This window comes from Parerythrobacter aurantius, assembly GCF_045291475.1.
Taxonomy (GTDB): domain Bacteria; phylum Pseudomonadota; class Alphaproteobacteria; order Sphingomonadales; family Sphingomonadaceae; genus Parerythrobacter; species Parerythrobacter aurantius.
This window is the reverse complement of record NZ_CP147985.1, coordinates 2704653-2729487: the sequence shown is the minus strand read 5'-3', so window position 1 is coordinate 2729487 and position 24835 is coordinate 2704653. Positions and strand designations below refer to the sequence as shown.

The 24835-nt window shown below is 63.5% G+C and carries 23 protein-coding genes; 11 read left to right on the top strand and 12 right to left on the bottom strand.

What is annotated here, in order from left to right; translation table 11 throughout:
• Window positions 1-3585: a M1 family aminopeptidase gene (locus WAB17_RS13575; RefSeq protein ID WP_435417875.1), complete on the top strand. Its 3585-nt coding sequence runs from the start codon at window positions 1-3 to the stop codon at window positions 3583-3585.
• Window positions 3586-3588: 3 nt separating this feature from the next.
• On the opposite strand, the gene WAB17_RS13570 is transcribed toward WAB17_RS13575, so the two are convergent.
• Window positions 3589-4392, bottom strand: coding sequence for a crotonase/enoyl-CoA hydratase family protein (locus tag WAB17_RS13570; RefSeq protein ID WP_435417874.1), 804 nt, complete (start codon window positions 4390-4392; stop codon window positions 3589-3591).
• A gap of 93 nt (window positions 4393-4485) precedes the next feature.
• Between WAB17_RS13570 and WAB17_RS13565 the strand changes: the two genes are divergently transcribed.
• Together WAB17_RS13565 and WAB17_RS13560 are read left to right on the top strand one after the other, a co-directional pair.
• A complete protein-coding gene (locus tag WAB17_RS13565; RefSeq protein WP_435417873.1) occupies window positions 4486-5625 on the top strand; it encodes an acyl-CoA dehydrogenase family protein in 1140 nt (379 codons plus the stop codon).
• Window positions 5622-6569 carry an acyl-CoA dehydrogenase family protein gene (locus WAB17_RS13560; protein WP_435417872.1) on the top strand — a complete coding sequence of 316 codons (948 nt, stop codon included), beginning with the start codon at window positions 5622-5624 and terminating at the stop codon, window positions 6567-6569. Before WAB17_RS13565 ends, WAB17_RS13560 begins: the two co-directional genes overlap by 4 nt.
• A 47-nt stretch (window positions 6570-6616) precedes the next feature.
• On the opposite strand, the gene WAB17_RS13555 is transcribed toward WAB17_RS13560, so the two are convergent.
• Window positions 6617-7081, bottom strand: a complete 465-nt coding sequence (locus tag WAB17_RS13555) for a response regulator (protein ID WP_435417871.1) — start codon at window positions 7079-7081, stop codon at window positions 6617-6619.
• A gap of 141 nt (window positions 7082-7222) precedes the next feature.
• Between WAB17_RS13555 and WAB17_RS13550 the strand changes: the two genes are divergently transcribed.
• Complete coding sequence (locus tag WAB17_RS13550; RefSeq protein ID WP_435417870.1) at window positions 7223-8002, top strand: tyrosine-protein phosphatase; 780 nt, start codon at window positions 7223-7225, stop codon at window positions 8000-8002.
• A 71-nt stretch (window positions 8003-8073) separates the two neighbouring features.
• On the top strand, window positions 8074-9054 hold the full coding sequence (gene trxB / locus WAB17_RS13545; RefSeq protein WP_435417869.1) for a thioredoxin-disulfide reductase: 981 nt from the start codon (window positions 8074-8076) through the stop codon (window positions 9052-9054).
• On the opposite strand, the gene WAB17_RS13540 is transcribed toward trxB, so the two are convergent.
• The 3 genes from WAB17_RS13540 to WAB17_RS13530 all read right to left on the bottom strand — a co-directional run bounded on the left by WAB17_RS13540 (window position 9051) and on the right by WAB17_RS13530 (window position 10961).
• Window positions 9051-9482 (bottom strand): MAPEG family protein, encoded by a 432-nt coding sequence (locus tag WAB17_RS13540; protein WP_435417868.1) that lies wholly within the window; start codon window positions 9480-9482, stop codon window positions 9051-9053. The genes trxB and WAB17_RS13540 overlap by 4 nt on opposite strands.
• Window positions 9479-9928, bottom strand: a complete 450-nt coding sequence (locus WAB17_RS13535) for an MAPEG family protein (protein WP_435417867.1) — start codon at window positions 9926-9928, stop codon at window positions 9479-9481. Before WAB17_RS13535 ends, WAB17_RS13540 begins: the two co-directional genes overlap by 4 nt.
• Window positions 9929-9995: 67 nt before the next feature.
• Complete coding sequence (locus tag WAB17_RS13530) at window positions 9996-10961, bottom strand: threonine ammonia-lyase (RefSeq protein ID WP_435417866.1); 966 nt, start codon at window positions 10959-10961, stop codon at window positions 9996-9998.
• 110 nt (window positions 10962-11071) lie between these two features.
• On the opposite strand from WAB17_RS13530, the gene WAB17_RS13525 reads away from it, so the two are divergent.
• The 5 genes from WAB17_RS13525 to WAB17_RS13505 all read left to right on the top strand — a co-directional run bounded on the left by WAB17_RS13525 (window position 11072) and on the right by WAB17_RS13505 (window position 16446).
• A complete protein-coding gene (locus WAB17_RS13525) occupies window positions 11072-12283 on the top strand; it encodes a saccharopine dehydrogenase family protein (RefSeq protein WP_435417865.1) in 1212 nt (403 codons plus the stop codon).
• A gap of 74 nt (window positions 12284-12357) precedes the next feature.
• A complete protein-coding gene (locus tag WAB17_RS13520) occupies window positions 12358-13251 on the top strand; it encodes a peptidyl-alpha-hydroxyglycine alpha-amidating lyase family protein (RefSeq protein WP_435417864.1) in 894 nt (297 codons plus the stop codon).
• Between the two features lie 7 nt (window positions 13252-13258).
• Window positions 13259-14431: a carboxynorspermidine decarboxylase gene (locus WAB17_RS13515; RefSeq protein WP_435417863.1), complete on the top strand. Its 1173-nt coding sequence runs from the start codon at window positions 13259-13261 to the stop codon at window positions 14429-14431.
• Window positions 14432-14501: 70 nt separating this feature from the next.
• Window positions 14502-15011 carry a hypothetical protein gene (locus WAB17_RS13510; RefSeq protein ID WP_435417862.1) on the top strand — a complete coding sequence of 170 codons (510 nt, stop codon included), beginning with the start codon at window positions 14502-14504 and terminating at the stop codon, window positions 15009-15011.
• A 232-nt stretch (window positions 15012-15243) separates the two neighbouring features.
• Window positions 15244-16446: a type III PLP-dependent enzyme gene (locus tag WAB17_RS13505; protein ID WP_435417861.1), complete on the top strand. Its 1203-nt coding sequence runs from the start codon at window positions 15244-15246 to the stop codon at window positions 16444-16446.
• 278 nt (window positions 16447-16724) lie between these two features.
• Here the strand turns inward: WAB17_RS13505 and WAB17_RS13500 are convergent, their stop codons facing one another.
• From WAB17_RS13500 to murI, 7 genes are all read right to left on the bottom strand, one after another.
• Window positions 16725-17387, bottom strand: coding sequence for a LuxR C-terminal-related transcriptional regulator (locus WAB17_RS13500; protein ID WP_435417860.1), 663 nt, complete (start codon window positions 17385-17387; stop codon window positions 16725-16727).
• Window positions 17388-17456: 69 nt separating this feature from the next.
• Window positions 17457-19652, bottom strand: coding sequence for a putative bifunctional diguanylate cyclase/phosphodiesterase (locus WAB17_RS13495; protein WP_435417859.1), 2196 nt, complete (start codon window positions 19650-19652; stop codon window positions 17457-17459).
• Window positions 19653-19756: 104 nt separating this feature from the next.
• Window positions 19757-20431: a nitroreductase gene (locus WAB17_RS13490; RefSeq protein ID WP_435419394.1), complete on the bottom strand. Its 675-nt coding sequence runs from the start codon at window positions 20429-20431 to the stop codon at window positions 19757-19759.
• Between the two features lie 59 nt (window positions 20432-20490).
• Window positions 20491-20769, bottom strand: a complete 279-nt coding sequence (locus tag WAB17_RS13485) for a YdeI/OmpD-associated family protein (RefSeq protein ID WP_435417858.1) — start codon at window positions 20767-20769, stop codon at window positions 20491-20493.
• 11 nt (window positions 20770-20780) lie between these two features.
• Entirely contained in the window at window positions 20781-22004 is a 1224-nt protein-coding gene (locus tag WAB17_RS13480; RefSeq protein WP_435417857.1) for a cell wall hydrolase, read from the bottom strand.
• Window positions 22005-22044: 40 nt separating this feature from the next.
• On the bottom strand, window positions 22045-23265 hold the full coding sequence (gene hemA, locus WAB17_RS13475; RefSeq protein ID WP_435417856.1) for a 5-aminolevulinate synthase: 1221 nt from the start codon (window positions 23263-23265) through the stop codon (window positions 22045-22047).
• 82 nt (window positions 23266-23347) lie between these two features.
• Complete coding sequence (gene murI, locus WAB17_RS13470) at window positions 23348-24142, bottom strand: glutamate racemase (protein ID WP_435417855.1); 795 nt, start codon at window positions 24140-24142, stop codon at window positions 23348-23350.
• 96 nt (window positions 24143-24238) lie between these two features.
• On the opposite strand from murI, the gene plsY reads away from it, so the two are divergent.
• The gene (gene plsY / locus WAB17_RS13465) at window positions 24239-24832 is read left to right on the top strand and encodes a glycerol-3-phosphate 1-O-acyltransferase PlsY (protein ID WP_435417854.1); all 594 of its coding nucleotides are present in this window, start codon (window positions 24239-24241) and stop codon (window positions 24830-24832) included.
• Window positions 24833-24835: the final 3 nt, after the last annotated feature.

The window sequence follows — 24835 nt, the reverse complement described above, 5'->3', positions numbered from 1 at the left end:
ATGTTCGGCAAGATCGCGCGCTTCGAATTGCGCTACCAGCTGCGTAACCCGGTGTTCTGGGTGGCGCTGGTCATTTTCTTCCTTCTCACCTTCGGCGCGACGGCGAGCGAAAGCATCCAGATCGGCGGTGGCGGCAACATCCACAAGAACGCCCCGGTGGCGATCGTCCAGACGCAGCTGATCCTGACCCTGTTCTTCATGTTCGTGACGACCGCCTTCGTCGCCAACGTCATCGTGCGCGACGACGAAAGCGGGTTCGGACCCATGGTCCGCTCCACCCGGGTAAGCAAGTTCGCCTATCTGCTGGGGCGGTTTTCCGGGGCGACACTGGCTGCGCTGGCCGCGTTTCTCGTCGTTCCGCTGGCCATCTGGTTCGGGTCGATAATGCCGTGGATCGACCCGGAAACGCTCGGACCGAACAAGCTGGCCTACTACGCGAACAGCTACCTCATCTTCGCGGTGCCCAACATCATCCTGATTTGCGCGCTGTTCTTTGCCGTGGCGACGATCACGCGGTCGATGATGTATTCCTATGTCGCTGTCGTCGGTTTCCTCGTCCTGTTCACGACCTTCAATGTCATGGTCGGGCAGGAACCCGAATGGCGGCCGTTTGCCGCGCTGGTCGATCCGCTGGGATTCAGCGGATTTGCGCTGGAAACCCGCTACTGGACGGCCTCGGAATCGAACACGCAGCTGCCGGCCTTCTCGGGGTTGATCCTGTACAACCGGTTGCTGGTCCTGGCGCTCGCGGCGCTTTCGCTCGCGCTGGCGTACTGGCGGTTCACTTTCGCCGAGAAGGGGGTGTCGGCGCGCAAGGCGAAAAAGCTCACCAGGAAGGCTGAAAAGCTTGCGCGTACGGAACCGAAGGCCGTTGCCACGCTTCCGCCAGCCAGGCCTGAGCGTGCGGCACTGGCGCGGTTGGTGACCACGACCGGCTTCGAAGTTCGCCAGGTCATGCGTAGCCCGGCCTTCATCGTGTTGCTCGTCATGGGGCTGTTCAACAGCGGGACTGCCTTGCTGTTCGGCACGGAAATCTACGGCACGCCGCCCATTCCGGCGACATTCTCGCTCCTCGGGCTGCTGCAGGGAACCTTCACCCTGATCCCGATCATCATCGCGATCTATTACGGTGGCGAACTGGTGTGGCGCGACCGCGACCGCAAGTTCCACGAAATCGTCGACAGCACCTCGTTGCCGGGATGGGCTTACATGGCTCCCAAGACCATCGCCGTCGCGGTCGTGTTGCTGGCGACGCTGCTGGTATCGGTGGTGGCGGCGGTGCTCATTCAGGCCTTCCGCGGGTATTTCGACTTCGAGCTGGACAAGTACTTCGCCTGGTACATCCTGCCGGGCACTGTCGACATGCTGCTGCTCGCCGTGCTTGCCGTGTTCGTGCAGGCCCTGAGCCCCAACAAGTATGTCGGCTGGGGGATCATGGTGATCTACGTCGTCGGCACCATCACGCTGGGCAACATCGGGTTCGATCATCCGATGATCCTTTACGGCTCGACCGGGCCGAGCCCGTTTTCGGACATGAATGGCGATGCCGTCGGCGGCGCACTGGGCTGGTGGCTGCGGCTCTACTGGGGCGGGGTCGCGCTGGCGCTGGCGGCGATCGCCCACCTGATGTGGCGGAGGGGGACGGAAACACGGATTGTGCCGCGATTGAAGACGCTGCCGCGCCGGATGGTTTCTCCAGCAGGTGCGCTCGTGGTGGCAGGCCTGGCGACGACGGCCGCGACGGGTGCATCGCTCTACAACCAGATGAATGTCGTGAACACCTACCGCAACGAAGATGCGGGCGAGAAGCTGCAGGCGGATTACGAGAAGAAGTACCTCAAGTACGAGGCGCTGAAACAGCCGTCGCTGACCGATGTGACGCTGAAGGTCGACCTCTATCCGGACCAGCTCAGGGCCGATGTCAGCGGCACCTATCGTCTCGTGAACGACACCGGCGCGCCTGTCGAAACGCTCCATGTCCGGCTGGTCGACGACGACACCAGGCTGCTCGAAGTCCAGTTGCCGGGCGCAAGGCTCGTAGCGAACGATACGACGTTCCAGCATCGCATCTATCGCTTCGACAGCCCCATGGCACCTGGTGCGGAGGCCACCATGACGTTCAAGACGCAGCGCTGGCACAAGGCGCTCAGCACCACAGGCTATGGCACGCGGCTGGTGAAGAACGGCACCTTCCTCAACAATGGCGAGTTTGCCCCAAGTATCGGCATGGACCGTTCGGGCTTGCTCCAGGATCGCGCGACGCGGCGCAAATACGGCCTTGAACCCGAATTGCGCCCGGCAAAGCTGGAAGACCCCAAGGGGCGCGAGCGGAACTATGTCGGCAACATCGACTGGGTGAATTCGGATATCACGCTTTCTACCAGCGCAGGTCAGGTGCCGATCGCGCCGGGCAAGAAGTTGTCGGACGAGATCAGGGGCGATCGACGGATTGCGCGGTTCAAGTCGACTGCGCCGATCCTCGGCTTCTTCTCGATCCAGTCGGCCGACTACCAGATCAGGACCCGCAATGCCGACGGGGTCGAGCTGCAGGTCTATTACGACGCGAAACACCCCTACAATGTCGACCGCATTCTCGATGCGCTGCAGACGTCACTGGGGTATTATCGCGCTAATTTCGGGCCTTACCAGTTCGACCATGCGCGCATAATCGAGTTTCCGGCCTATGCCGATTTCGCGCAGGCCTTCGCCGGGACCATGCCCTATTCGGAAAGCCTCGGTTTTCTCGCCAATCTCGCCGATCGGGGCGAGATCGACTACGTCACCTATATCACTGCCCACGAGGCGGGGCACCAGTACTGGGCGCATCAGCTGATCAGCGCCGACCAGCAGGGCGGCACCCTCCTGGTTGAGACCATGGCGCAATATTCCGCCATGATGGTGATGAAGCAGCTCTATGGCGAAGACCAGATGCGCCGCTTCCTCAAGTACGAGCTGGACAGCTATCTCAATTCCCGCGGCAGTGAAGCGATCGAGGAACTCCCGCTGGAGCGTGTGGAGGACCAAGGGTATATCCACTATCGCAAGGGTGCGGTTGTCATGTATTTGATGCAGGACCGCTTGGGCGAAGACCGCATGAACGCCATGCTGCGCGGCCTGCTCGACCGATTTCGCTTCAAGAGCCAGCCCTACGCCGGCTCGAAGGAGCTGGTCGACGGCCTCTATTCGCTCGCTCGGAACCAACAGGAACGCGATCTGGTGCGGGACCTGATGCAGAAGATCACGCTCTACGATCTCAAGGTCGAGGATGCGAAAGTGAGGAAGCTTGCCGATGGCCGGTACGAGACGAGGCTGACGATCGATGCGGGCAAGTTCTATGCCGACGGCCAGGGCAAGGAGTCTGCCGCCAAGCTGGACGACGTCATCGAAATCGGCTTGTTCACCGAAAAGCCCGGTGAGGGCGTGTTCGACAGGAAGAACGTGCTCTTCCTCGAACGTCGCCCGATCCGTTCGGGCACGCAGACGGTCAGGATCGTGACGAAGGCGAAGCCGGCATGGGCGGGGATCGACCCCTACAACAAATATGTGGACCGCAATTCGGACGACAACCTGGTGGCCGCCGAATAGCCGTCAGCCGCCGGTGAATTTGGGCTCGCGTTTTTCCAGGAAGGCATCGACCGCTTCTGCATGGTCGTCCGTCGTATGGGCGAGCGCCTGATAGGCGGCGGAAAGCTCCAGTATGTCGGACATCCGGCTGTGCTGTGCCTCGCGCAAGAGCCGCTTCGTGAGTCGCAGCGACCGGGACGGATTGGCGGCGATGCGTGTGGCGATTTCCATGCTGGCGGCCATCAACTCGTCGTCCGCCACAACCCGGCTCACAAGGCCGAATGACTTCGCGTCCTGTGCCGAATAGCGATCGCCGGTAAGGAACATTTCCGCCGCCTGCGAATACCCGACCACACGCTGGAGCGACCAGGCTCCCCCATCGCCGGGTACGATCCCGACCTTGATGAAGCTGGCGGAAAACCTTGCGCTCTCCGCCGCGAGACGGATGTCGCAAAGGCAGGCAAGATCGCAACCGAGCCCGACAGCATGGCCGTTGACGGCAGCGATCAGCGGGACTTCACAGTCGAGGAAGGCGCGGGTGATACGTTGCACGCCGCGACGATAGTTGGACCGCGTCTCGTCAGGTTTGGCGCGGGGCCCGATACCGGTCTTGTCCTTCATGGCCCTGATATTGCCGCCGGCGCTGAAGCCCTTGCCCGATCCGGTCAGGATAGCACAGGATACGCCCGCGTCTTCCCCGATGGTGTGCAGCGCTGCAATCACATCCTCGCAGTCTTCCTGCGTCCCGATCGCGTTGAGCGTTTCGGGGCTGTTCATCGTCATGATCGCGATCTTGCCCCGCTTTTCGAGCTTCACGAACTGACCCATCGAATGTCTCCTGCGAATGTGTCCCAACCCTAGCAGCAGTTGGAGGCGCCGCCAGCCCTTGCATAGCGTGAACGTTTTGCGCATCACCCCGGCGTGCAGACATTCGCCGTCCATCCTTTCGAGGCGCCCCGAAACGCCCGGCATATCCGGCAGGACGTGCGGGCCTTCTTGGCTGTCCACCAGCCGAAAGGTGACCCCGTTCGGCGGGCGAACTGCTGGACCGAGTTCGATACCGGTTTTTCGGCGGCGCTCGGCGAGGCTGGCTACATCGGGATGGTGTGGCCGCAGCAGTACGGTGGGCACGAGCGAGGGCCGCTCGAACGGTACATCGTGCTGGAGGAACTGCTTGCAGCCGGGGCTCCGGTCGGCGCGCACTGGATCGCCGACCGCCAGACCGGGCCGCTGCTCCTGCGCTACGGCACGGAAGAGCAGCGCCGGCAATACCTGCCCGGCTTCGCCGCGGGAACGCTGTATGCCTGCATCGGGCTGAGCGAGCCGGGTTCAGGGTCCGACCTCGCATCGGTCAGGACGTCGGCAAGACGCACCGACCGGGGCTGGATCGTGAACGGGCAGAAAGTCTGGACCACGGGAGCGCATATCAGCCATGCCATGCTGGCGCTGGTACGCACTCAGCCGGGCAGCGAACGCCAGGCCGGTCTCAGCCAGTTGCTCATCGACCTGACTTTGCCCGGTGTCACCATCCGGCCGATCATCGACATGTTCGGCACGCACCACTTCAACGAGGTGTTTTTCGACAATGTCGAAGTCCCGCATGGTGCACTTGTGGGCACGGAGGGTGAGGGGTGGAAGCAGGCGACGGCGGAGCTTGCACTGGAACGGTCCGGGCCGGAACGGTATCTTTCCAGCCATGCCCTGCTTGTCGAACTGATCGACGGTGCGGGACCCGACGCTCCCGCGGAACTGGTCGCCACGGTCGGCAAGCTGGTGAGCGATATGTGGACCTTGCGGCAAATGTCGATGTCCGTCGCAGCGAAACTCGCCAGCGGTGTGGACCCGGTAGTCGAAGCCTCGATCGTGAAGGATCTCGGCAACAGTTTCGAGCAGGACATGCCGATTGCGATCCAGGCGGTGATCGATGCCGACCTGGCTGACGGCACCGTGCTGGCGCGGTTGCTGGCGACCTTGCTGCAAGTCTCGCCCAGCTTTTCCCTGCGTGGCGGGACGCGGGAAATCCTGCGCGGCATCATTGCCCGGGGGCTCGGTCTGAGATGAGCGAGAACCGCGACGCACTGTGCGAAATGGCAGAGGGCCTGTTCGCCGATTTGCGAGGGCAGGAATTCGATGCCATCGCAAAGGCCGTGGAGGAAGCTGGTTTCGGCCTCTTGCTGATCCCTGCCGATAGCGACGGGTTCGGTGGCGATTGGGGGGATCTGGCCGCGATCATGCGCCTTGCTGGCAAACACGCGCTCTGCTGGCCGCTGGGGGAGCATGTGATTGCCCGAAAGCTGGCTTTCGACGCCGGCATTGTCACCGGCGACTTGTGCCTGATCATGTCTGGAGGGCCGGTGCCGTGGGGCCGGCACGGCGGCACATTCGTCGTCCCGGGACCGGATGGGTTGCTGTTTGGCAAAGGCACGGTCGTTTGCGGCGAGAGCCCGGCCGGCGAACCGCGTGACCGCGTGGCTATCGACCTCGTCAACGCCGTTGAGACAGGGATCTACGCTGCGATGGACCAATTGATCGCATTCCTGCGCGTTTGCCAGGCTGCAGGCGCGCTGGATGCAGCCTTGGCCCTCTCGATTGACCATTGCGGGCAGCGCGAACAGTTCGGGCGAAAACTTTCGCAATTCCAGGCCGTTCAGCAAAGCATAGCGGTGCTCGCGATGGAAGCTGCGGCAGTAAACTGCGCAGCCCAAGGCGCGGCCGATGCGCTGGACCGACATGGCTATAGCGGCGAGGCAGCATTCGAAATCGGCGCGGCCAAGCTGCGCGCCAACGCGGCCATCGCACGGGGATCCGCGCTGGCGCACCAGGTGCATGGCGCCATCGGCTTTACGCAGGACTACCCTCTCCACGAACTCACGCGCCGCATGATGGGATGGCGCAGCGAAGGCGGCAATGACGCTCTTTGGAGCCGCAGGATCGGCCGCCAGGCGATGCAGTGGGGCGGTAGCGGGTTATGGGATCAACTGACCTCGAGGACCGATCCCCTATAATGGTCCATTCTCCCATCTGGTCAAACGGGGTCTTGCCAACTCCGCGATCAGACGCCGATCGACAGCGTCGGGGTAGGAAATGTGCAGGAGTGGACCGAGCGCTTCACGGCAGACCCGATAGCTTCTTGACGTGCCAGCGGGTTGTTTCTGCGTGAAAGCATCGATGCCACTGTCTGGCGCAGGCTTATTGGCGACAGGGGCTTTTCCAGAACGCAGTCCGGCCGGCTGACGCGGTGGAAGGCCCAGGCCGATCCGGCATCGAAGAAGCCTGTCAGCACGACGATCGGGGCAGGGCGCGATTGCATTTGCCTCAGGCGCGATATCAGGATGTTCGGCGGGCAGCCGGGAATGTCTGAATCGACGAGGACTATATCGGCGGGGTCCCGGGCGCATCCTCTCAAGGCATCGTCGCCTGTCGCATACCAGACGATCGCATGCGTTTTGTCTTTCAAGGCCGCAGTGGCAAGCGCTGCGGCCAGCGGGTCGTCGTCGATGATTGCTATGCGGGCCATGGCCAGTCTCGTGCGGTCGGGGGTTGGCGCGTCGCTAACGCATCGTTGGTGAAACCGGTTCCAATCGGTCCATAGGTGCATTTGCCTATCGGATGACGTGGCTTGCTTGTCGGGGCGCGCCGCTCATGCCAAGGCGGATGGATGAAGACCGACCGCACCCTCCCGCTCGAAAACGTCCACAATTTCCGCGATTACGGTGGCTATCCCGTAACCGGCGGCGGCCGGGTCGTCGCAGGTAAGCTCTGGCGCTCCGGCCACCATGCGCAGGCGACCGCAAGCGATCTGGCTGCTATTGACGCCCTTTCGCTGGCACACGTCGTCGACCTGCGCGGCAATGGCGAACGCGAAGGGCAGCCCGTCCGGCTTCCCGACGGTTTTGCCGGCGAGCTGCTGTTCTTCGACGGAGAAACCGCCGGCCTCGGCCATCACATGGGGGCAGTCGAAGGGGCGATGACTGCCGAGGATGCGCATCGGGCAATGGAAGGCCTTTATGCCGCACTGCCGGATCGCCCGAACCTGCTCTGGATATTCCGACGCTATTTCGAAGCGCTGGCGAGCGGGAAGGGGGCCAGCCTGGTGCATTGCCACGCCGGCAAGGACCGCACCGGCATGGCCGTGGACCTGCTGCATCATGCGCTGGGCGTGCATCCGGACGATGCGATGGCGGATTTCCTGCTGACCAACTCCGTCGGCGACCAGGATGCGCGGATTGCGCAGAGCTCTCCTGTGATCCGGTCGCGCTACGGCGATGTCGATGACGAGACCGTGCGCGTGGTAATGGGCGTGGATGAGCGCTATCTGCGCGCATCGCGCGGTGCCTTGATCGAAAGGTTTGGCTCCATCGACCTATTCCTGGAACAGGCACTTGGTGTCGATGCCGCGAAGCGGGACGCGCTCCGCTTGCATCTGGTGGAAAGCTGACCACATCGGCTGGACCGTCGCTGGCGCATCGCGCAAGGACGGGTCCGAATTCTACTGACAGGACGCATTCCATGGCCACCCACCGCACCAAGATGCTCATCATCGGATCCGGCCCCGCCGGCTATTCGGCTGCCATCTACGGTGCCCGCGCGATGATGGAACCGATCGTGGTGCAGGGCCTGCAACCGGGCGGGCAGCTGACGATCACCACGGATGTCGAGAACTATCCCGGCTTTGCCGACGTGATCCAGGGTCCGTGGCTGATGGACCAGATGCAGAAGCAGGCCGAGCATGTCGGCACGCGGATGATGTGGGACACGATCGTCTCGGTCGACCTCGAGAACGGCTCACCGTTCCGTGCTGTGGGCGACAGCGGCGACGAATATATCGGCGATGTGCTGGTCATCGCCACCGGCGCCCAGGCAAAGTGGCTTGGCGTGCCGGGCGAAATGGAACTTGGCGGCAAGGGCGTGTCGGCCTGCGCCACCTGCGACGGGTTCTTCTATCGCGGCAAGAAGGTCGTCGTGATCGGCGGCGGCAACACCGCTGTCGAGGAGGCGCTCTATCTCACCAACCATTCCGACGATGTGACGCTGATCCATCGCCGCGACGAATTGCGCGCGGAAAAGATCCTTCAGGACCGGCTGATGAAGCACCCCAAGATCTCGACACTGTGGAACAAGACCGTCGAGCGCTTCGAGGCGGGGGCCGATGGCGGCCTGTCGCATCTCGTCCTGCGCGACACGGTTACCGGGGAGGTATCGACCTTTGAAGCGCACGGCGCGTTCGTGGCTATCGGCCATGCCCCCGCGACCGAACTCTTCAGGGGCAAGTTGCCGCTCGACGAGAGTGGATATTTGCTCACCGAACCCGGATCACCTAAGACCGCCGTGCCGGGCGTTTTCGCGGCCGGCGACGTGACCGATCATGTCTATCGCCAGGCGGTGACCGCGGCAGGAATGGGCTGCATGGCCGCGCTCGATGCCGAGCGCTTCCTCGCCGGGCTCGAGATCGAGCACGATGGCCATGTCCACGCTCCGGCCGAAGCCTAGTGGAACAGCGCAATCGCCGCATGCAGGATCTGCGCGATCAGCACCAAGCTGGATAGCGCGAAGAGGACGAAGCGTACCAGCACCACGTTTGAAGTCGCCTGAACGAGCGAATGCGCGACACGTAGCCCGACGTAGATCCAGCCTAGCAAGGCGTTGAGCCCGTCGCCCTGGCCGATGATCGCCAGCGTGATGGCGATGGCGTAGAATACCGTCGGCTGTTCGTGCAGGTGGTTGTAGTTGTCCGCCTTCCAGTTGACGCTGTCGGGCAGCTGCCCACGCAGGCTGGCACCGGTCGAGCCCACCAGCTTGGTGCCGTCAATCCCCGCCTTGCTCATCGCCGGGATGCGAGTCACGTACATCCATAGCCACATCACCATGGTCCACGCTGCCAGTGCGACGACCGACTGCAGTATCTCCATTCCGATCATGCCAGTACTCCCGGGTTGTGGAACAGGGTCAGGGCGATCGCGCGAATGGCTAGGTAAATCAGCGCGAGTGTCGAAACGAAGAAGATCGTGAAGCGAACCATCACCACGTTCACGGTCGCCTGGTAGACCGAGTGCACGATCCGCAGCCCGACGTAGAACCATGCGGCGAGGACGTCCCACTGACTTGCACCCATCAGCGCGATGATGATGACGGCAGGATAGAAGATCGTCGGCTGTTCCATCAGGTGCGCGTAGTTGTGCGCCTTCCAGTTGACCTTGTCCGGCAGCACGCCTTCGAGGTTCTGCCCGCGGCCGCCCGGCGGCCCGGCCTTGATGTCGATGCCGCTCTTGGCGATGGCCGGGAAGCGGGTACCCGCCACCCAGAACAGCATCACCAGCGACCATGCGATAAGTATTGCGGCCGGCGCGAGCATCTGAGCCTGCATCGGTTCCCCTCCCTGTTATCCGGCCTGCAGAGTGACGGTCGCCAGATGAATTGTCAATTGCAACCGATTATCCCGCAATCGTGGCGGCGAAAGCGGCAGGATCGGTATTGCCGCCGGTCAACATGATGACAGTGTCTGAATCGATTTCGACCTTGCCGGCGAGCGCTACGGCAAGGGCGGCGGCTCCGCCGGGCTCGACTACCAGGTGCAGGCTGGAGAACGCGAAGCGCTGGGCCGCGCGGACCTCGTCGTCGGATACGATCAGGCCCGGCGCGGCACGACCGCGCAAAACGTCGAGATTGATGGGCTTGGTCGCAGTCGGCTGCAGTGCGTCGCAGATGGTTTGCGGCGCGTCGGGCGCGGCGCTCACGATCTCGCCGGCCTCCATGGCCTGGCCCACCATGTCCCAGCCATAAGGTTCGACCGGATGCACCCTGGCCGTAGGGCAGGCGAGGACGAGACCGGCCGTCAGGCCGCCGCCGCCGCAGCAGGCGAGGATCCGGCTCGGCTCGCGGCCCAGTTGCTGCGTGATCTCGATCCCCGCGCTGCCCTGGCCTTCGATGACCCATGGATCGCCGAAAGCGTGGACGAGCGTGCCGCCGCGCTCGGCGATGATCCCTGCCGCGACCGCATCGCGGTCCTCGCCTCCTTTGTCCTTGGGCGCGCGCAGGTAGAGCACGATCTCGGCCCCGAGCGCCCGGGTCGCGTCGAGCTTCACCTGCGGGGCATCGTGCGGCATCACGATGGTTGCCCGTATCCCGAGCCGTTTGGCTGCCCAGGCAACACCCTGGGCATGGTTGCCGCTCGACACCGCCACCACACCCGCCGCGCGCTCGGCCTCGTCGAGGGCGCTCAACCGGTGCCAGGCTCCGCGGATCTTGAACGCGCCGACCGGTTGCAGCATTTCCGCCTTGGCCCAGCATTGTACGTCGCCGATCGTGACCGGGAGTAAGGGGGTGGGGGGGAGAATGGCGGCGATCTTGTCTGCGGCCTCCATCACTCCGGCGCGGGTCGGCAGGCGTTGGCTTTTCATTCCGCCGCTATGCACCCGCACCGGCGGCAAGGGAATGCCGGATCGATTTACGCCGCAGGCACGTTGCACTAGAGCGCGCGGCAAGATTCGTTTCAGGAGCACCCACCCCCATGTCGACAGTCCTCGTAATCGGTGCCGGCGGCGTCAGCTCGGTCTGCGTCCACAAGATGGCCTTCAATCCGGACATTTTCACCTCGATCCACCTCGCCAGCCGCACCACGAGCAAGTGCGATGCGATCGCGGCGAGCGTGAAGGAACGCTGCGGCGTCGATGTCGCCACCTATGAAATCGATGCCGAAGAAGTACCGGCGATGGTCAACCTGATCCGCAAGGTGCAGCCGAGCCTCGTCGTCAACCTGGCGCTGCCGTACCAGGACCTGCCGATCATGGACGCCTGCCTCGAAGCGGGCGTCAGCTATCTCGACACGGCGAACTACGAGCCGAAGGACGAAGCCAAGTTCGAATACAAGTGGCAGTGGGCCTATCACGACCGCTTCAAGCAGGCGGGGCTCATGGCGCTGCTCGGCTCGGGCTTCGATCCGGGGGTCACCAGCGTGTTCACCATGTGGCTCAAGAAGCACAAGCTGAAGACTATCCGCCAGCTCGACATTCTCGACTGCAACGGCGGCGACCATGGCCAGCACTTCGCCACCAACTTCAACCCGGAAATCAACATCCGCGAAGTGACCGCGCCGGCGCGCCATTGGGAAAACGGCGAATGGGTGGAGACGCCCGCGATGCAGGTGAAGACCGAATTCGACTTCGAGGCGGTCGGCAAGAAGAGCGCCTATCTGATGTATCACGAGGAGCTGGAAAGCCTCGCCAAGTTCGTCCCCGAACTCGAACGCGCGCGATTCTGGATGACCTTCGGCGATGCCTACATCACTCACCTGACCGTGCTACAGAACGTCGGCATGACCAGCATCGAGCCGATCCGCTACCAGGGCAAGGACATCATCCCGCTGCAGTTCCTCGCCGCGGTGCTGCCGAAGCCCGAAACGCTCGGCGAGACGACCAAGGGCAACACCAACATTGGCGTCATCGCGACCGGCGAAGCGCTCGACGGCTCGGGCGAGAGGACGTTCTACATCAAGAACATCTGCAGCCACGAGGCTGCTTATGAGGAAACCGGCAACCAGGCCGTTTCCTACACCACCGGTGTGCCGGCCATGATCGGCGCCGCCATGATGGTGACCGGCAAGTGGTCGGGCGACGGCGTGTTCAACATGGAAGAGATGGACCCCGATCCCTTCATGGAGATGCTCAATAGCGACGGCCTGCCGTGGACGGTCGAGGAACTGTCGGGACCGGTCGAATTCTGATGCGCCGTGTGTTGGCCGCGACCGCATTCCTTGCGCTTGCGGCCTGCAGCGAGGCTCTCACTCCTAAGGAAGCCGTGCCCGAGGCGGTTGTAGACAATGGCTGGCCTACGATTCCGGCGGGCGTAAGGTTCGGCGAGGTCAGCGGGGTCGATGTCGACAGCCGCGGACACGTCTTCGTCCTCCACCGGGCCGGACGGGTCTGGGAGGAGCCGTTTCCGGCCGAGCCGATTGCGGAAGCGACGGTGTTCGAGTTTTCGCCTGACGGCAAGCTCCTGGCGCAATGGGGCGCAGGTCAGTTCATCATGCCGCACGGCATTTCGATCGATCCGCAAGGCAAGGTCTGGATCACGGATGTCGGGCGCGAGCAGGTGTTTCGCTTCAGCAAGGACGGCAAGCTGGAACTGAGTCTCGGCGAGCGCGGCGTTTCGCGGCAGGATGCGACGCACTTCGGGCGTCCAGCTGATGTCGCCTTCCTGGGTGACAAGGTGCTGGTCGCCGACGGATATGTGAACACGCGCGTGGCCGAGTTCGACCGCAGCGGGAAGTTCCTGCGCGACTTCGGCGACTTCGCGGTCGCCCATGCGGTGGCGGTCGACGATCGCTTCATCTACGTCGCGGACCGCGAGAATGCGCGCATCCAGTTGTTTTCGCATGACGGAAAGCTGGTCGATACCTGGGCATCGCCCGCCGGCAATCACACCTACGGGCTTAAACCCCTGGGGGGAGGGCGCCTGCTCGCGGTGGAGGGGCGCGATGCCTATGATCGCAAGGGCGCTATCCTGCGCTACTACGCCGCCGACGGCACGGTCGAGCGTTCGTTCGACCTCGGGCTTGAGGGCGAGGATTCGAGCCTCGGCCACGATCTTGCTATCGGGCCGGGCGGCATCATCTATATGACCGACGTGCCGGGCAACCGCGTGGTCAGGTTCGATCCGGCCACGGCCGCGGCGGGGCAGACGAAGGAATAACTCGACCATGGAAACGAAGGCCGGCGATCCCGGTGCATTCGCGCATTTCGACCTCGGCCGCGTGGATAGCCCTGCCTTCGTCGTCGATGCCGCCCGGCTGCGCGCCAACCTGCAGGTCCTGGCCGACGTACGCGATGCCGCCGACATAAAGGTGCTGGCCGCGCTCAAGGCGTTCTCCATGTGGTCGGTCGCGCCGATCATCGGCGAGTATCTCGACGGAGTCTGCACCTCGGGCCTGTGGGAAGCGCGGCTCGCGAGCGAGTTCTACGACGGCGAGATCAGCACCTATTGCGCGGCTTACAAACCGGAGGACCTGGAGGAGGTCTGCCGCTTGTCCGATCATGTCATCTTCAATTCGCCGCAGCAGATCGAACGCGCGCGGCTGATTCTCGACCATGCGCGCTCCACCGGCGGGGATTTCGAGATCGGCCTCAGGATCAATCCCATGGTCCCGACCGGCGAGGTTCCGCGCTACGACCCCTCGAGCCCCGGCAGCCGCCTCGGCTTCCCGATCGACCAGCTGACGCCCGAAATCATGGAAGGAATCGACGGGATCCACTTCCACAATCTGTGCGAGCAGGATTTCGAGCCCTTGCACCAGACCTGGGACAAGGTCTTCGACGCGATCGAACCGTGGTTCGGTCAGCTCAAGTGGATCAACATGGGCGGCGGGCATCACATCACCCGGGCCGACTACCAGCGCGAGGAGCTGGTCGAGTTCCTGCGCGACGCCAAGGAGGACACCGGCGCCGAGATCTACCTCGAACCGGGCGAGGCAGTGGCGCTGGATGCGGGCATTCTCGTCGGCACCATCCTCGATGCCGGAACCAACGAAGTCCCCTTCGCAATTACTGACGTATCGGCCACGTGCCACATGCCTGACGTGATCGAGGCGCCGTATCGCCCCGCCATGCTGCACGAGGCAGGCGAGGGCGAAGCCGTGCGTCTCGGCGGTCCGTCGTGCCTCGCGGGCGACGTCATCGGCGACTATCGCCTGCCCGTGCCATGCGAGCCGGGCTCGCGCTTCGCCTTCCTTGATCAGGCGCATTATTCGATGGTCAAGACCAACACCTTCAATGGCGTTCCCTTGCCGTCGATCTGGCTGTGGGACAGCGACACCGACCAGCTCGAGCAGGTAAAATCATTCGGCTATGATTCATTTCGCGACCGGCTGAGCTGATTTGCCCTCGTCAAAACGTTCTGCACCTGCGATGAGCTGTGCCGGACATTTTTCCGGAGGGACATTTTCCATGAAGTGGCAAGTTTTCGCGCTGGCAGGGGCTCTGCTCGGTGCAGCGTTGCCGACCGCTGTGTCGGCCCAGTCCTACAAGGCAAGCGAGATCAAGAAATCCGTTCAGGTCGAAGACCTCAAGGCGATCGTGAAGGAACTGGGGCATACCTTCAACAGCGAAGGCGATTATGGCGAGGACAGCGTCGTCGCGACCGACGAATACGGCATCATCTACCTGCTGATCGGCACGGCGTGCGACGTCAACGGTGTCTCGGGTTGCCAGGGCATCATGATGCAGGTGCGGTACGACGTGCCCGAAGGCCTGACGCACCAACGCCTGGCGGAAGCCAATCTGGCGCAGGCGGCGATCAACACCTGGGCGGATTTCGACGAGGGCACGCTCGGCTTCACCCGTTACCAGGTCCTCGATGACGGCGTTACCATGGCCAATATCAAGGCCAACGTCCTCGTGCTGCTGGACGTGTCGAGCGCAGCCTATTCGGTGGTTCTCGGCGAGGCGGCGGAATAGCAGGATCGGGTTGCGGCGCCCATGGAATCGGGGCGCCGCAATCGCTCCGCCTGCGCCTGCGACCGACGCGATCGGTGGTGTGCAAATGAAGGGTTCGCCGCTCCCTGATTTCACTTGATGTTCATCGGCGAATCTCTATACGCGCCCCTTCCGCTGCCCCAAGGGGACTTCCTAACCGCAAGGCAGCTTGTCGTTTCATGGCTCGCAAGAGCCGTTTAGGGGGTCCCTTGAGTTGCAGCATTTTCCTGACGCACGGTCTGTAGTTCGCGCCCTTTCGCCGGACGAGCCGGTCATCCTCAATCGCCCGCATGCTGCGGCGCGCGCCGCCCGTTTCTTCGTCGAGAAGTTCCCGGGGCGGGTGCTCTATGCCGTCAAGGCCAACCCGTCGCCCGAACTCCTGCAGATCCTGTGGGACAATGGCGTCACGCATTATGACGTCGCCTCGATTGCGGAAGTGCGCCTCGTGCGGCAAACGCTGCCGGCCGCGACCCTGTGTTTCATGCACCCGGTCAAGACCCCGCGCGCAATTGCCGAGGCGTATCATGACCATGGCGTCCGCACCTTCAGCCTCGATACGGTCGAGGAACTGGAGAAGATCGTCGATGCCTGTGCGGACGAGCAGGGCAATCCTGCCCGCGACTTGAAGCTCTGCGTGCGCATCCGCGTGTCCTCGGATTATTCGGAGCTGTCGCTCGCCAGCAAGTTCGGCTGCGACCTGATCGAGGCCCCGCTGCTGCTGCAGCAGACCCGCCAGCATTGCGACTGGCTGGGTGTGTGTTTCCATGTCGGCAGCCAGGCGATGACCCCGTTCGCCTACGTCCAGGCGATCGAGCGCACCCGTGCTGCCATCGCCGATGCCTCGGTGGTGATCGACATGATCGACGTCGGCGGCGGATTCCCAAGCGTCTATCCGGAGCTCGATCCCCCGCCGATGGAAGATTACTTCGCCATCATCCACAAGCACTTCGAAGCGCTGCCGATCGCCTACAATGCCGAACTCTGGTGCGAACCGGGCCGGGCGCTGTGCGCCGAATACAGCTCGCTGATCGTGCGGGTGGAAAAGCGCCGCGGCGAAGAGCTCTACATCAACGATGGTGCCTATGGTGCCCTCTACGATGCGGCGCATGTGGGCTGGAAGTTTCCTGTCCGCGCGCTGGAGGACGACCTGATCAAGCCGGAGGCGGATTTCGCCTTCTACGGCCCGACCTGCGACGATGCCGACTACATGGAAGGCCCGTTCCGGTTGCCGGAAGATATCCAGGCCGGCGATTTCATCGAGATCGGCATGCTGGGTGCGTATGGTGCGGCGATGAAGACCGGTTTCAACGGCTTCGGCAACGCCCAGCAGATCGTGGTCGAGGACGAGCCGATGGCGAGCCTCTATCGCGGCGACCGCGTGATCAAGTCGACGGACAACGTCGTAAGCCTGCGCTAGAGCCGAGGTTCGGGCAAAAAGAAGACCGCCAGCGACGGGATCGGTCGCGGCGGTCTTCGGTGTGCGACCCCTATGGAATCCTGGAAGCTTGGCGGCACCGCGATCAGGACAAGGGTGCCGGGTCGGTCGGAGGACGCTTCGGGAGGGACAGGAGGAAACTGTCGACAACCGACCTCGGCGTGTGTCGAAATAGGCGATTCGGCGCGCCCGGAAAATATGGACCTTGGCCCATGGGTGCCGGCAAATGATTAGTGGCCAAGCTTGCCGACCGGACCCGATCAGATGCCGGCTTCGACCGCGACCCTCACGAGATCGGCACTGGTCTTCAAGCCCAGCTTTTCCATGACGAGGCCGCGGTGCATCTTGACTGTCTTTTCCGACAGTCCGAGCCGCGCAGCAACTTCCTTGTTGCGCAGTCCCGACGCCACCAGCGTGGTCACCTCGAGCTGACGCGGCGACAGGGTCTTGAGCATTTCGGCTGCCCGCTCGCGGCGGGCCATGCCCATGTTGGGTTCGTCGTCACGCACCTCGACCTGGCTGCCGAGGAAATAGAGCAGCTCCTCGCGATCGTCGAAAATCGGCGCGACGAGCACGGCGTTGCGGAACGGCGATCCATCCTTCTTGTAGTTCAGGATTTCGACCAGGACGGGACGGTGTTCCCGCACGCCTTCCTTGATCTTGTCGCTCAGCCAAGGCTCGGTACCGCTGCCCGACAGGAAGCGGCAATTGCGACCGACGCATTCCTCTTGCGAATAGCCCGTCAAATCCACGAAAGCTTGGTTGACCGCGACGAGGGGATTGTCCGGCAGGCGAGGATCCGACACGACCGAAGCAATGGGGCTGGCCTCGATCAGGTCGAGCACCCAGCGCGCAGGGCTCGGCACCGGTGCGGAACCTGCGGCTGCAGGCGTCTGTGCGGAAGCTGTATCTGCCGGTTCCATAACGGCAATATTGGCGCAAGTTGCAAATAAGGCAATGGCAAGCTTCCGGGATATTACCTCCAGACTGCGTTATCCCTGGCCGACCTGTACCTCGATGAACTGTGGCTTGCCTGTCGGAACACCATGCATCCGCTCCATCGGATAGCGACCCTCGGGCAGGGCGGTAAGCGGCATGCCGGCGGCGGCCAGGGCATAGGGAGAGACGCGATGGCGGGTCACAAGCCCGCCGGCCCCGTCGCTGACCAGCGGCGTTTCGAATTCCACCGCGATCATCGCTTCCTTCGAACGTATCACTTCGCAAACGACCAGTTGGCCTGCGCCGAGGTCCAGCACCAGCGGCGTCCCGGACGGTACACCCACGAGGCCCTCGATCCGCGCCCCTGTGGTCGAAAGATCGCGCATGACGGCGCGGTAATGGTGATCGTCATGAATGACGCCGATCCGGCGGAAAACGCTCCGCCGCTCGCGCCTGTGCGTGTCGGGCCCTTCCGGCTCGATGATGAAGGCGCCGGACTGTATCCGCTCGAGCACCTGTTCCTGCGGCATGGCCTTGGCATAGAGCCAGCCCTGGATCAGCTTGGCACCCTTTTCGCGTACGACCTTGAGCTGGTCGAACGCCTCCACACCTTCGACCGTCGTTTCCATGCCGAGGGCGTTGGAAAGCCCGACAATGGCCGCAATGATCTTGGCGCTGTTCTTTTCCTGCTCGGTGCAGGAATCCACGAAGCTGCGGTCGACCTTGATCTTGTCGAACGGGGCCGAACGCAGGTAGCTGAGTGAGGAATAGCCGGTCCCGAAATCGTCGAGCGCGAGGCGCACGCCAAGGCGCTTCAGGATCTTGAATGTTTCTTCGGTCGCATCGGTGTCCCCGAGGAAGACGCTTTCGGTCAGTTCGAGCTCCAGGCGATCCGGGTCGAGACCGGTCTGGGCCAGGACATTGGCAATGGTTTCGGGGAAGGCCTTGTGCACGAATTGCACAGCCGACACGTTCACTGCCACCCTGACGGTTGCAGGCCATGCCAAGGCATGTTCGCAGGCCTGGCGCAGCGCCCATTCACCCATCTGGATGATGAGATCGGATTCCTCGGCGACCGGGATGAAGACCCCCGGGCTGACAGAGCCACGCTCTTCGTGCTGCCAGCGCATCAGCGCCTCGAGGCACACTACAGTGTTGTCGTTGGCTCGGACTACCGGTTGGTAATGGAGTTCGAGTTCGCCCTTCTTGAGCGCTTCCCGCAAATCGTCGATCAGCGCCTGGCGTTCCTCTTCCTCGTCGCGCAGGTCGGCATGATAGAAACGGAACTGGCCGCGTCCGCCGTTCTTGGCCGAATAAAGGGCTAGGTCGCTGGCCTTGACCAGCTCTTCCTTTTCTACCCCGTCGTAGGGCGCGATGGCGATGCCGACGGAGGTGCCGATCACTGCCCGCTTCTCATCGCCGACCGGGTAGGGCTGGCTGACGATCTTGATGATCTTTTCCGCCAGCTCACCCAATGTCCCGCGATCGTCTATATCGGGCAGGATGATCTGGAACTCGTCGCCGCCGAGACGGCCGATTTCCCCGCGGTCGCCGACCACCGCGCGAAGGCGCTCTGCGGCCTGGATCAGTACGGCGTCGCCTGCCGGGTGGCCCATGGTGTCGTTGACGTATTTGAACTTGTCGAGGTCGAGCATCATCAGCGCGCACGACCGCTTTGCGGTCCGGTACGCGGCGAGAATATTCTCGATCCGCTTGTTCATGTAGTGCCGGTTGGCGAGGCCCGTCAGCGAGTCGAATTCGGCCAGCTTGGTATCGACCAGCTTGCGCTCGTATTCGACGGTGATGTCCTTGGCATGCCCGCGATAGCCGCAGAATGTGCCGGCCTTGTCGAACTTGGGCAGGGCGGTCAGCGACCACCATACCTGTTTGACGTCGTGGCGCGACTTGCCCAGCGCAAAGCGCACGACGAGGTCGTGTAGGCGGTTATGGGCCTTGAGCTGAAAGTTGAGGGGACGGGCGGTGCCGCCATCGGGATTGTCGGGATCGATCTCGAACAGGTCGACCAGCGACTTGCCCATGATGTCTTCGGCCCCGAGGCTGAGCTTTTCGCTTGCGCCTCTGGTGAGATAAATGAGCCGCCCTTCGGCGTCGCTGGCCCAGACCCAGTTTATCCCGGCCTGCTCGACATCCTCCAGCACTTCGATGCGGCGTGCGCCATCATGCGGCCCGATGATCCCGCCGGCATCGCCGCGTGACGATATTCCCTGGAAAAGGCTGCGGACGGACATGAAGCGGACGGTTCTCTCTGTTCGGGCCAGTGTTGACCAATATTGCTACAAGCGCATTGGTTACCATCGCCCTAAGGATTGACCGTCGCGGCCGTCGAGAAATGTCAGGGGAAGCCGAGGAAGCGCGCTGCCTCGGCAAGGGTCTTGCGGTTCGAATAGACCCGGTTGGCGGGGAAATCCGGATCGGGCCATCCCAGGGCGACGGCCTTCATGATGACCTGGTCGTCGGGGATGCCGGCGTGCTCGCGGACGACAGGGCTTTGCATGATGCCTTGCGAGTTGATGACGCAGCCCAGTCCTCTACTCCACGCGGCGTTGACCAGCGCGGTGGTGACGGCGCCGCAATCGAACGCCGTGTCGTCGCTTCCGCCCAGCTCGCGGTCATAGGTAATGATGACGCAAACGGGGGCGTCGAACTGGCGAAACCCGCGCAATACCCAGTCCTGCCGGCCTTCCTTGTCGTCCCGCTCGATTCCCATTTCGGCGAAGAGCTGCTTGGCGACCTCTACCTGCCGGTCGCGGTGTACGCCGGCGAATGGCTCGCCCCGGCGGAATTCCCGACTGTCGGGAACGCCGGCGAGGATGCGTTCGGTGTTGCCGCGACGGATACGGTCGAGCGGTTCGCCGGTGATGATGTGGAAATGCCAAGGCTGGGTGTTCATCGAGCTGGGCGAGCGCATGGCGAGCGCGATGACCTCCTCCAGCAACGGGCGCGGCACCGGCTTGTCGAGATTGCCGCGGATCGATTTGCGGCCGAGCACCACCTCGTCATAGGTCATCGCCGTCGATGTCATAAATTCTCCCTGTTCGAACTTGGAATTCGTGCCCCGTCGCCCGGCTACGCGTCCAGCCATTTTCGCGCGGACTCCCGCCGATGGGGGCAGCCCGGCCAACAGCACGGCCGCTTTTTCCCGGACGCGACTTCGACTTTCAAGCGTTCGAGCCGCCTTGTGCGGGTGGCCTGCTGCCGTGCGCTGATCGTCCAGCAAATCCATTCGTTGCGAGCCAGCGGGGTAAGCACGTCCCAGCAAGCCTTCAGCCGCGGATCGGCATTGAGTGCCGCGACGATCTCGGGCGGCGTGTCATGACGAAATCCGGGGTCGGCGGGCGTATCCATCACCCAACAGCCTATGGCCTTGCGCGCGGAAGGCAAGAGCCGGGTGAAGGTGCAGGAAAGAGCTGGCAATCGAAGAAGACCGCTTCAGCATTGCCTGCTCGTGCAGGGAGGAAGCTGAACCGTAGCGCACGCCGGGCGTCCGGCGAGATCGGCAGTTTTGCCGGAATCGCAGTGGGATCGTCCCAGCCATAGACCTGGCAGTATCGGTCACCCGGGCAGAGCATGCGCGCCTTGTCGACAAGGGCCGCGGGGCTGTCGCTGGCAGAAACCAGGACGAAATGAACCCCCGGAGCCGGCGACCCCGGCGCGGCGCTGTCGGACGCCTGCGCCGGCTTGGCGGCTGCCGGGCTTGCCGTTATCGAGCGCACGGCCGAACCAGTCTCGAGAAGGGTCTCCGTGGACCCGGGTACAGGCAGCGGATGGGCAGCCGCGACCTCTAACGCACGCTGCCGCAGCGGAAGAGGGTCCGGCTCCGACCCTGCGTATCGAGCCGAGAGCGCCGTCGCAGCGCCCCACGGGCCGCGCCAGCGGAAGAAGATATGCGGCCCGACCTGTGCCACCTTGTCGAGCTTGGGGCTCCACCAGGGATAGACGAAATCGGCATGGAAGTGGGTCGCATTGCCGACCGGCGCGTAGGTCGCTCCGCCCAGCATCTGCTCGGCGCGCTGGCGCGCTGCCGTCCATGCCGCATCGCTATACCGGCGTGCGAGCGAGCCGTCGCAGGTAAAGCTGAACTGGCATCCGGTGGCGCGCTGTGAGCCTTCGAATACGACCCCGCAGACGGTCTTGGCGAAGGCCGGGTGGCGCACCCGGTTCAGGATGACCTGCATCACGGCCCGTTGGTCTCCGTCGCCGCTGCCCGCCTCGGCCATGCCCGCAAGAGCAAGGCATTCGCGCGCCCGCCGACGGTCATCGGAACTGCCGCGGAACCGGAACGGAGCCGCCGTGCCGGGGCCGATGGCGGCAAGCTCCACGATTGCGTTCCTGGCCCGGGCATCGAGGGGGGCGAGATCCGACAGGACCACGGTGTCATCCGCGGCCGCGGGAAGTGCGTTGAGACCGGGCAACGGAGGCGGCGTCGCCCCGTGCTCCCACGTCGCGGCTGCGACCGGCGCACGTCTGCTGTCCGGTGTCAGCGCCGCGAGGGTGAAGAACGTCAGGACCAGCAGGGCAAGCACGCCGTACATGGGCGCGTTTTCGCGCAAATGAAGCTGCAAGGTCGATGGGCCGGTCATGGATGCATGTTGGACGCGGCGGCGCCGTCAAGGCAGCGGATCAGGCCGCCTGCTTCAACGCAAGCTCGAGCCGGTCCCAGATTTCGACAAGCGCCTCTACCAGCTCGCGCATCATTTCCTCGGTATGCGCGGGGCCCGGCGTGAAGCGCAGTCGTTCGGTCCCGCGCGGCACGGTCGGGAAGTTGATCGGCTGAACATAGACGCCGTACTCGGCCAGCAGAATATCGCTGATCTTCTTCGCGCGCACCGGATCGCCCACCATCAGCGGGACGATATGGGTGGTGCTGTCCATCACCGGCAATCCTGCATCGCGCATCAGCGCCTTGAGCGTGGCGGCGGCCGCCTGCTGGCCATCGCGCTCGACACTCGATTGCTTGAGATGTCGAACCGAGGCGAGCACGCCGGCCACCAATGGCGGGGCCAGCGAAGTGGTGAAGATGAAGCCCGGGGCATAGCTGCGGATGCAGTCGATGATCTTCGCATCGGCCGCGATATAGCCGCCCATGACGCCGAAGGCCTTGCCCATCGTGCCTTCGATGATGTCGATCCGGTGCGCCGCCTCGTCGCGTTCCGAAATGCCGCCGCCGCGTGCGCCGTACATACCCACGGCGTGAACCTCGTCGATATAGGTGAGCGCATTGTACTTCTCGGCAAGGTCGCAGATCGCGTGGATCGGCGCGACATCGCCGTCCATCGAATAGACGCTTTCGAAGGCGATCAGCTTGGGCGTGGCCGGATCTTCGGCGGCGAGCAGTTCTTCCAGATGGTCCACGTCGTTGTGGCGGAAAACCCGCTTTTCGGCGCCCGAATTGCGAATGCCGGCGATCATGCTGGCATGGTTCAATTCGTCGGAGAATATGACGCAGCCGGGAAGCAGCTTGGCCAGCGTGCTGAGCGTGGCATCGTTGGAAACATAGCCGCTGGTGAACAGCAATGCCGATTCCTTGCCGTGCAGATCCGCGAGTTCCTGCTCCAGCTGAATATGGTAGTGCGTGTTGCCACCGATATTGCGGGTACCGCCTGATCCGGCGCCCACATCATGCAGCGCTTCTTCCATCGCCGCGATGACCTTGGGATGCTGGCCCATCGCGAGATAATCGTTGGAACACCAGACCGTTATCGGCTTGGGCCCGTTGTGGCCGTGGAAGCATCGCGCGTTGGGATATGCACCCTTGTTGCGCAGGATGTCGATGAAGACCCGGTAGCGGCCTTCGGCGTGGAGCCGGTCGATCGCCTGGTCAAAGATCTGGTCGTAGTTCATTGGATCGCGGGCGCAAATACTCCGGAATCAGGCCCCGTTCCAGCGCGATCTTTGCGAACGATTCGCAGGATTGACAGCGAGATCAGAATTGCCTGGTACGCAACAAGCCGTATCTGCCGAGCGCCGGAGAAAGTGCTTCGATTCCAGCCAGATCGCCTGTGGTGACGAACAGGTCGGGTGCGCTTTTATCGAAGGATTGGCCCTCAGTAATCGCAAGAATGCGCCGCGCGATGCCTTCGGCACCGTGCACGAAGTGGACGTCCGGGCCGAAAGCCATGCGCAGGTCGTCCTCCAGCAACGGGAAATGGGTGCAAGCGAGGACGACAGTGTCGATATCGCGGCCTTGCTCGGCTTCCAGCAGCCCTGCGAGTTGCTCGCTGACCGCGGCTGGATCGACGTCCTCGCCGCGCAGTTTCGCCTCGGCGAGGCCCACCAGGCCGGGCGCGGCGTGGCGGATCAAGGTCTTGTCCGCCGCGAATTCGGCTTCCAGCCGGTCGACATAGGGCTGGCGGACCGTCGCCGCCGTCCCCAAAAGGCCAATCACCCCCGACTTGGTGAGCGCAGCCGCAGTCTTGATCGCCGGCACGGTCCCGACAACGGGCACCTCCAGCACTTCGCGGACCATGCCCAAGGCGATGGTGCTGGCCGTATTGCAGGCGATACAGATGGCGCGGGGGGCGTAACGCTCGCTCATCCGGCCCAGCAATCCGCAGACGCGCGCCGCCACTTCGGCTTCGCTCTTCGCGCCATAAGGTAACCCGGCATGGTCGGCCGCGTAGATGACCGGTGCCCCGGGCAACAGCTTGCGCAGCTCGGCCAGCACCGTCAGCCCGCCGACACCGGAATCGAACAGCAGGATGGGAGAAACTGGGGCCAAGGGTCCGTTTCCGATCGGGCTAAGCTTGTCGAAGTCGCGCTCTTCACTTAACCGCCGTGATAAGTAAAGCGGTGCAAGGCTTCGGGGGATTTTCAAATGGATTTCAACATCGACCCCTCGCTCGCGCTGCTGCTGGGTTACGCCTTCGGGTCGATCCCGTTCGGGCTGATCCTGGCGCGCATGGCCGGGCTCGGCGATGTTCGCCAAATCGGCAGCGGCAATATCGGCGCGACCAATGTGCTGCGCACCGGAAACAAGGGCGTCGCCGCGGCGACGCTGGTGCTGGATGCGCTGAAGGGTTTCATCCCGGTCTTCCTCGCATGGGGCTGGTTCCTCAACGATATCGGATGGACGGCGCTCGGCGCGGTCCTGGGGCACTGCTTTCCCGTCTGGCTCGGCTTCAAGGGCGGCAAGGGTGTTGCGACGACAGGCGGCGTTTGCTTCGGGCTCGGATGGCCCATCGGGCTCGCCTATGCGCTGGTCTGGCTAGGTATGCTGGCGCTCACCCGCATCAGCTCGCTCGCCGGAATGAGCGCGGTGGTCGCGGCCGTAGGCGCGGCGTGGTATTTCGACCGGCCGACCTTTGCTGCGGCGCTGGGGTTGATCGCGGTGATCGTGATCTTCCTGCACCGCGAGAACGTCGGGCGATTGTTGAGGGGCGAGGAACCGAGGGTCGGCAGCAAGAACTGACCG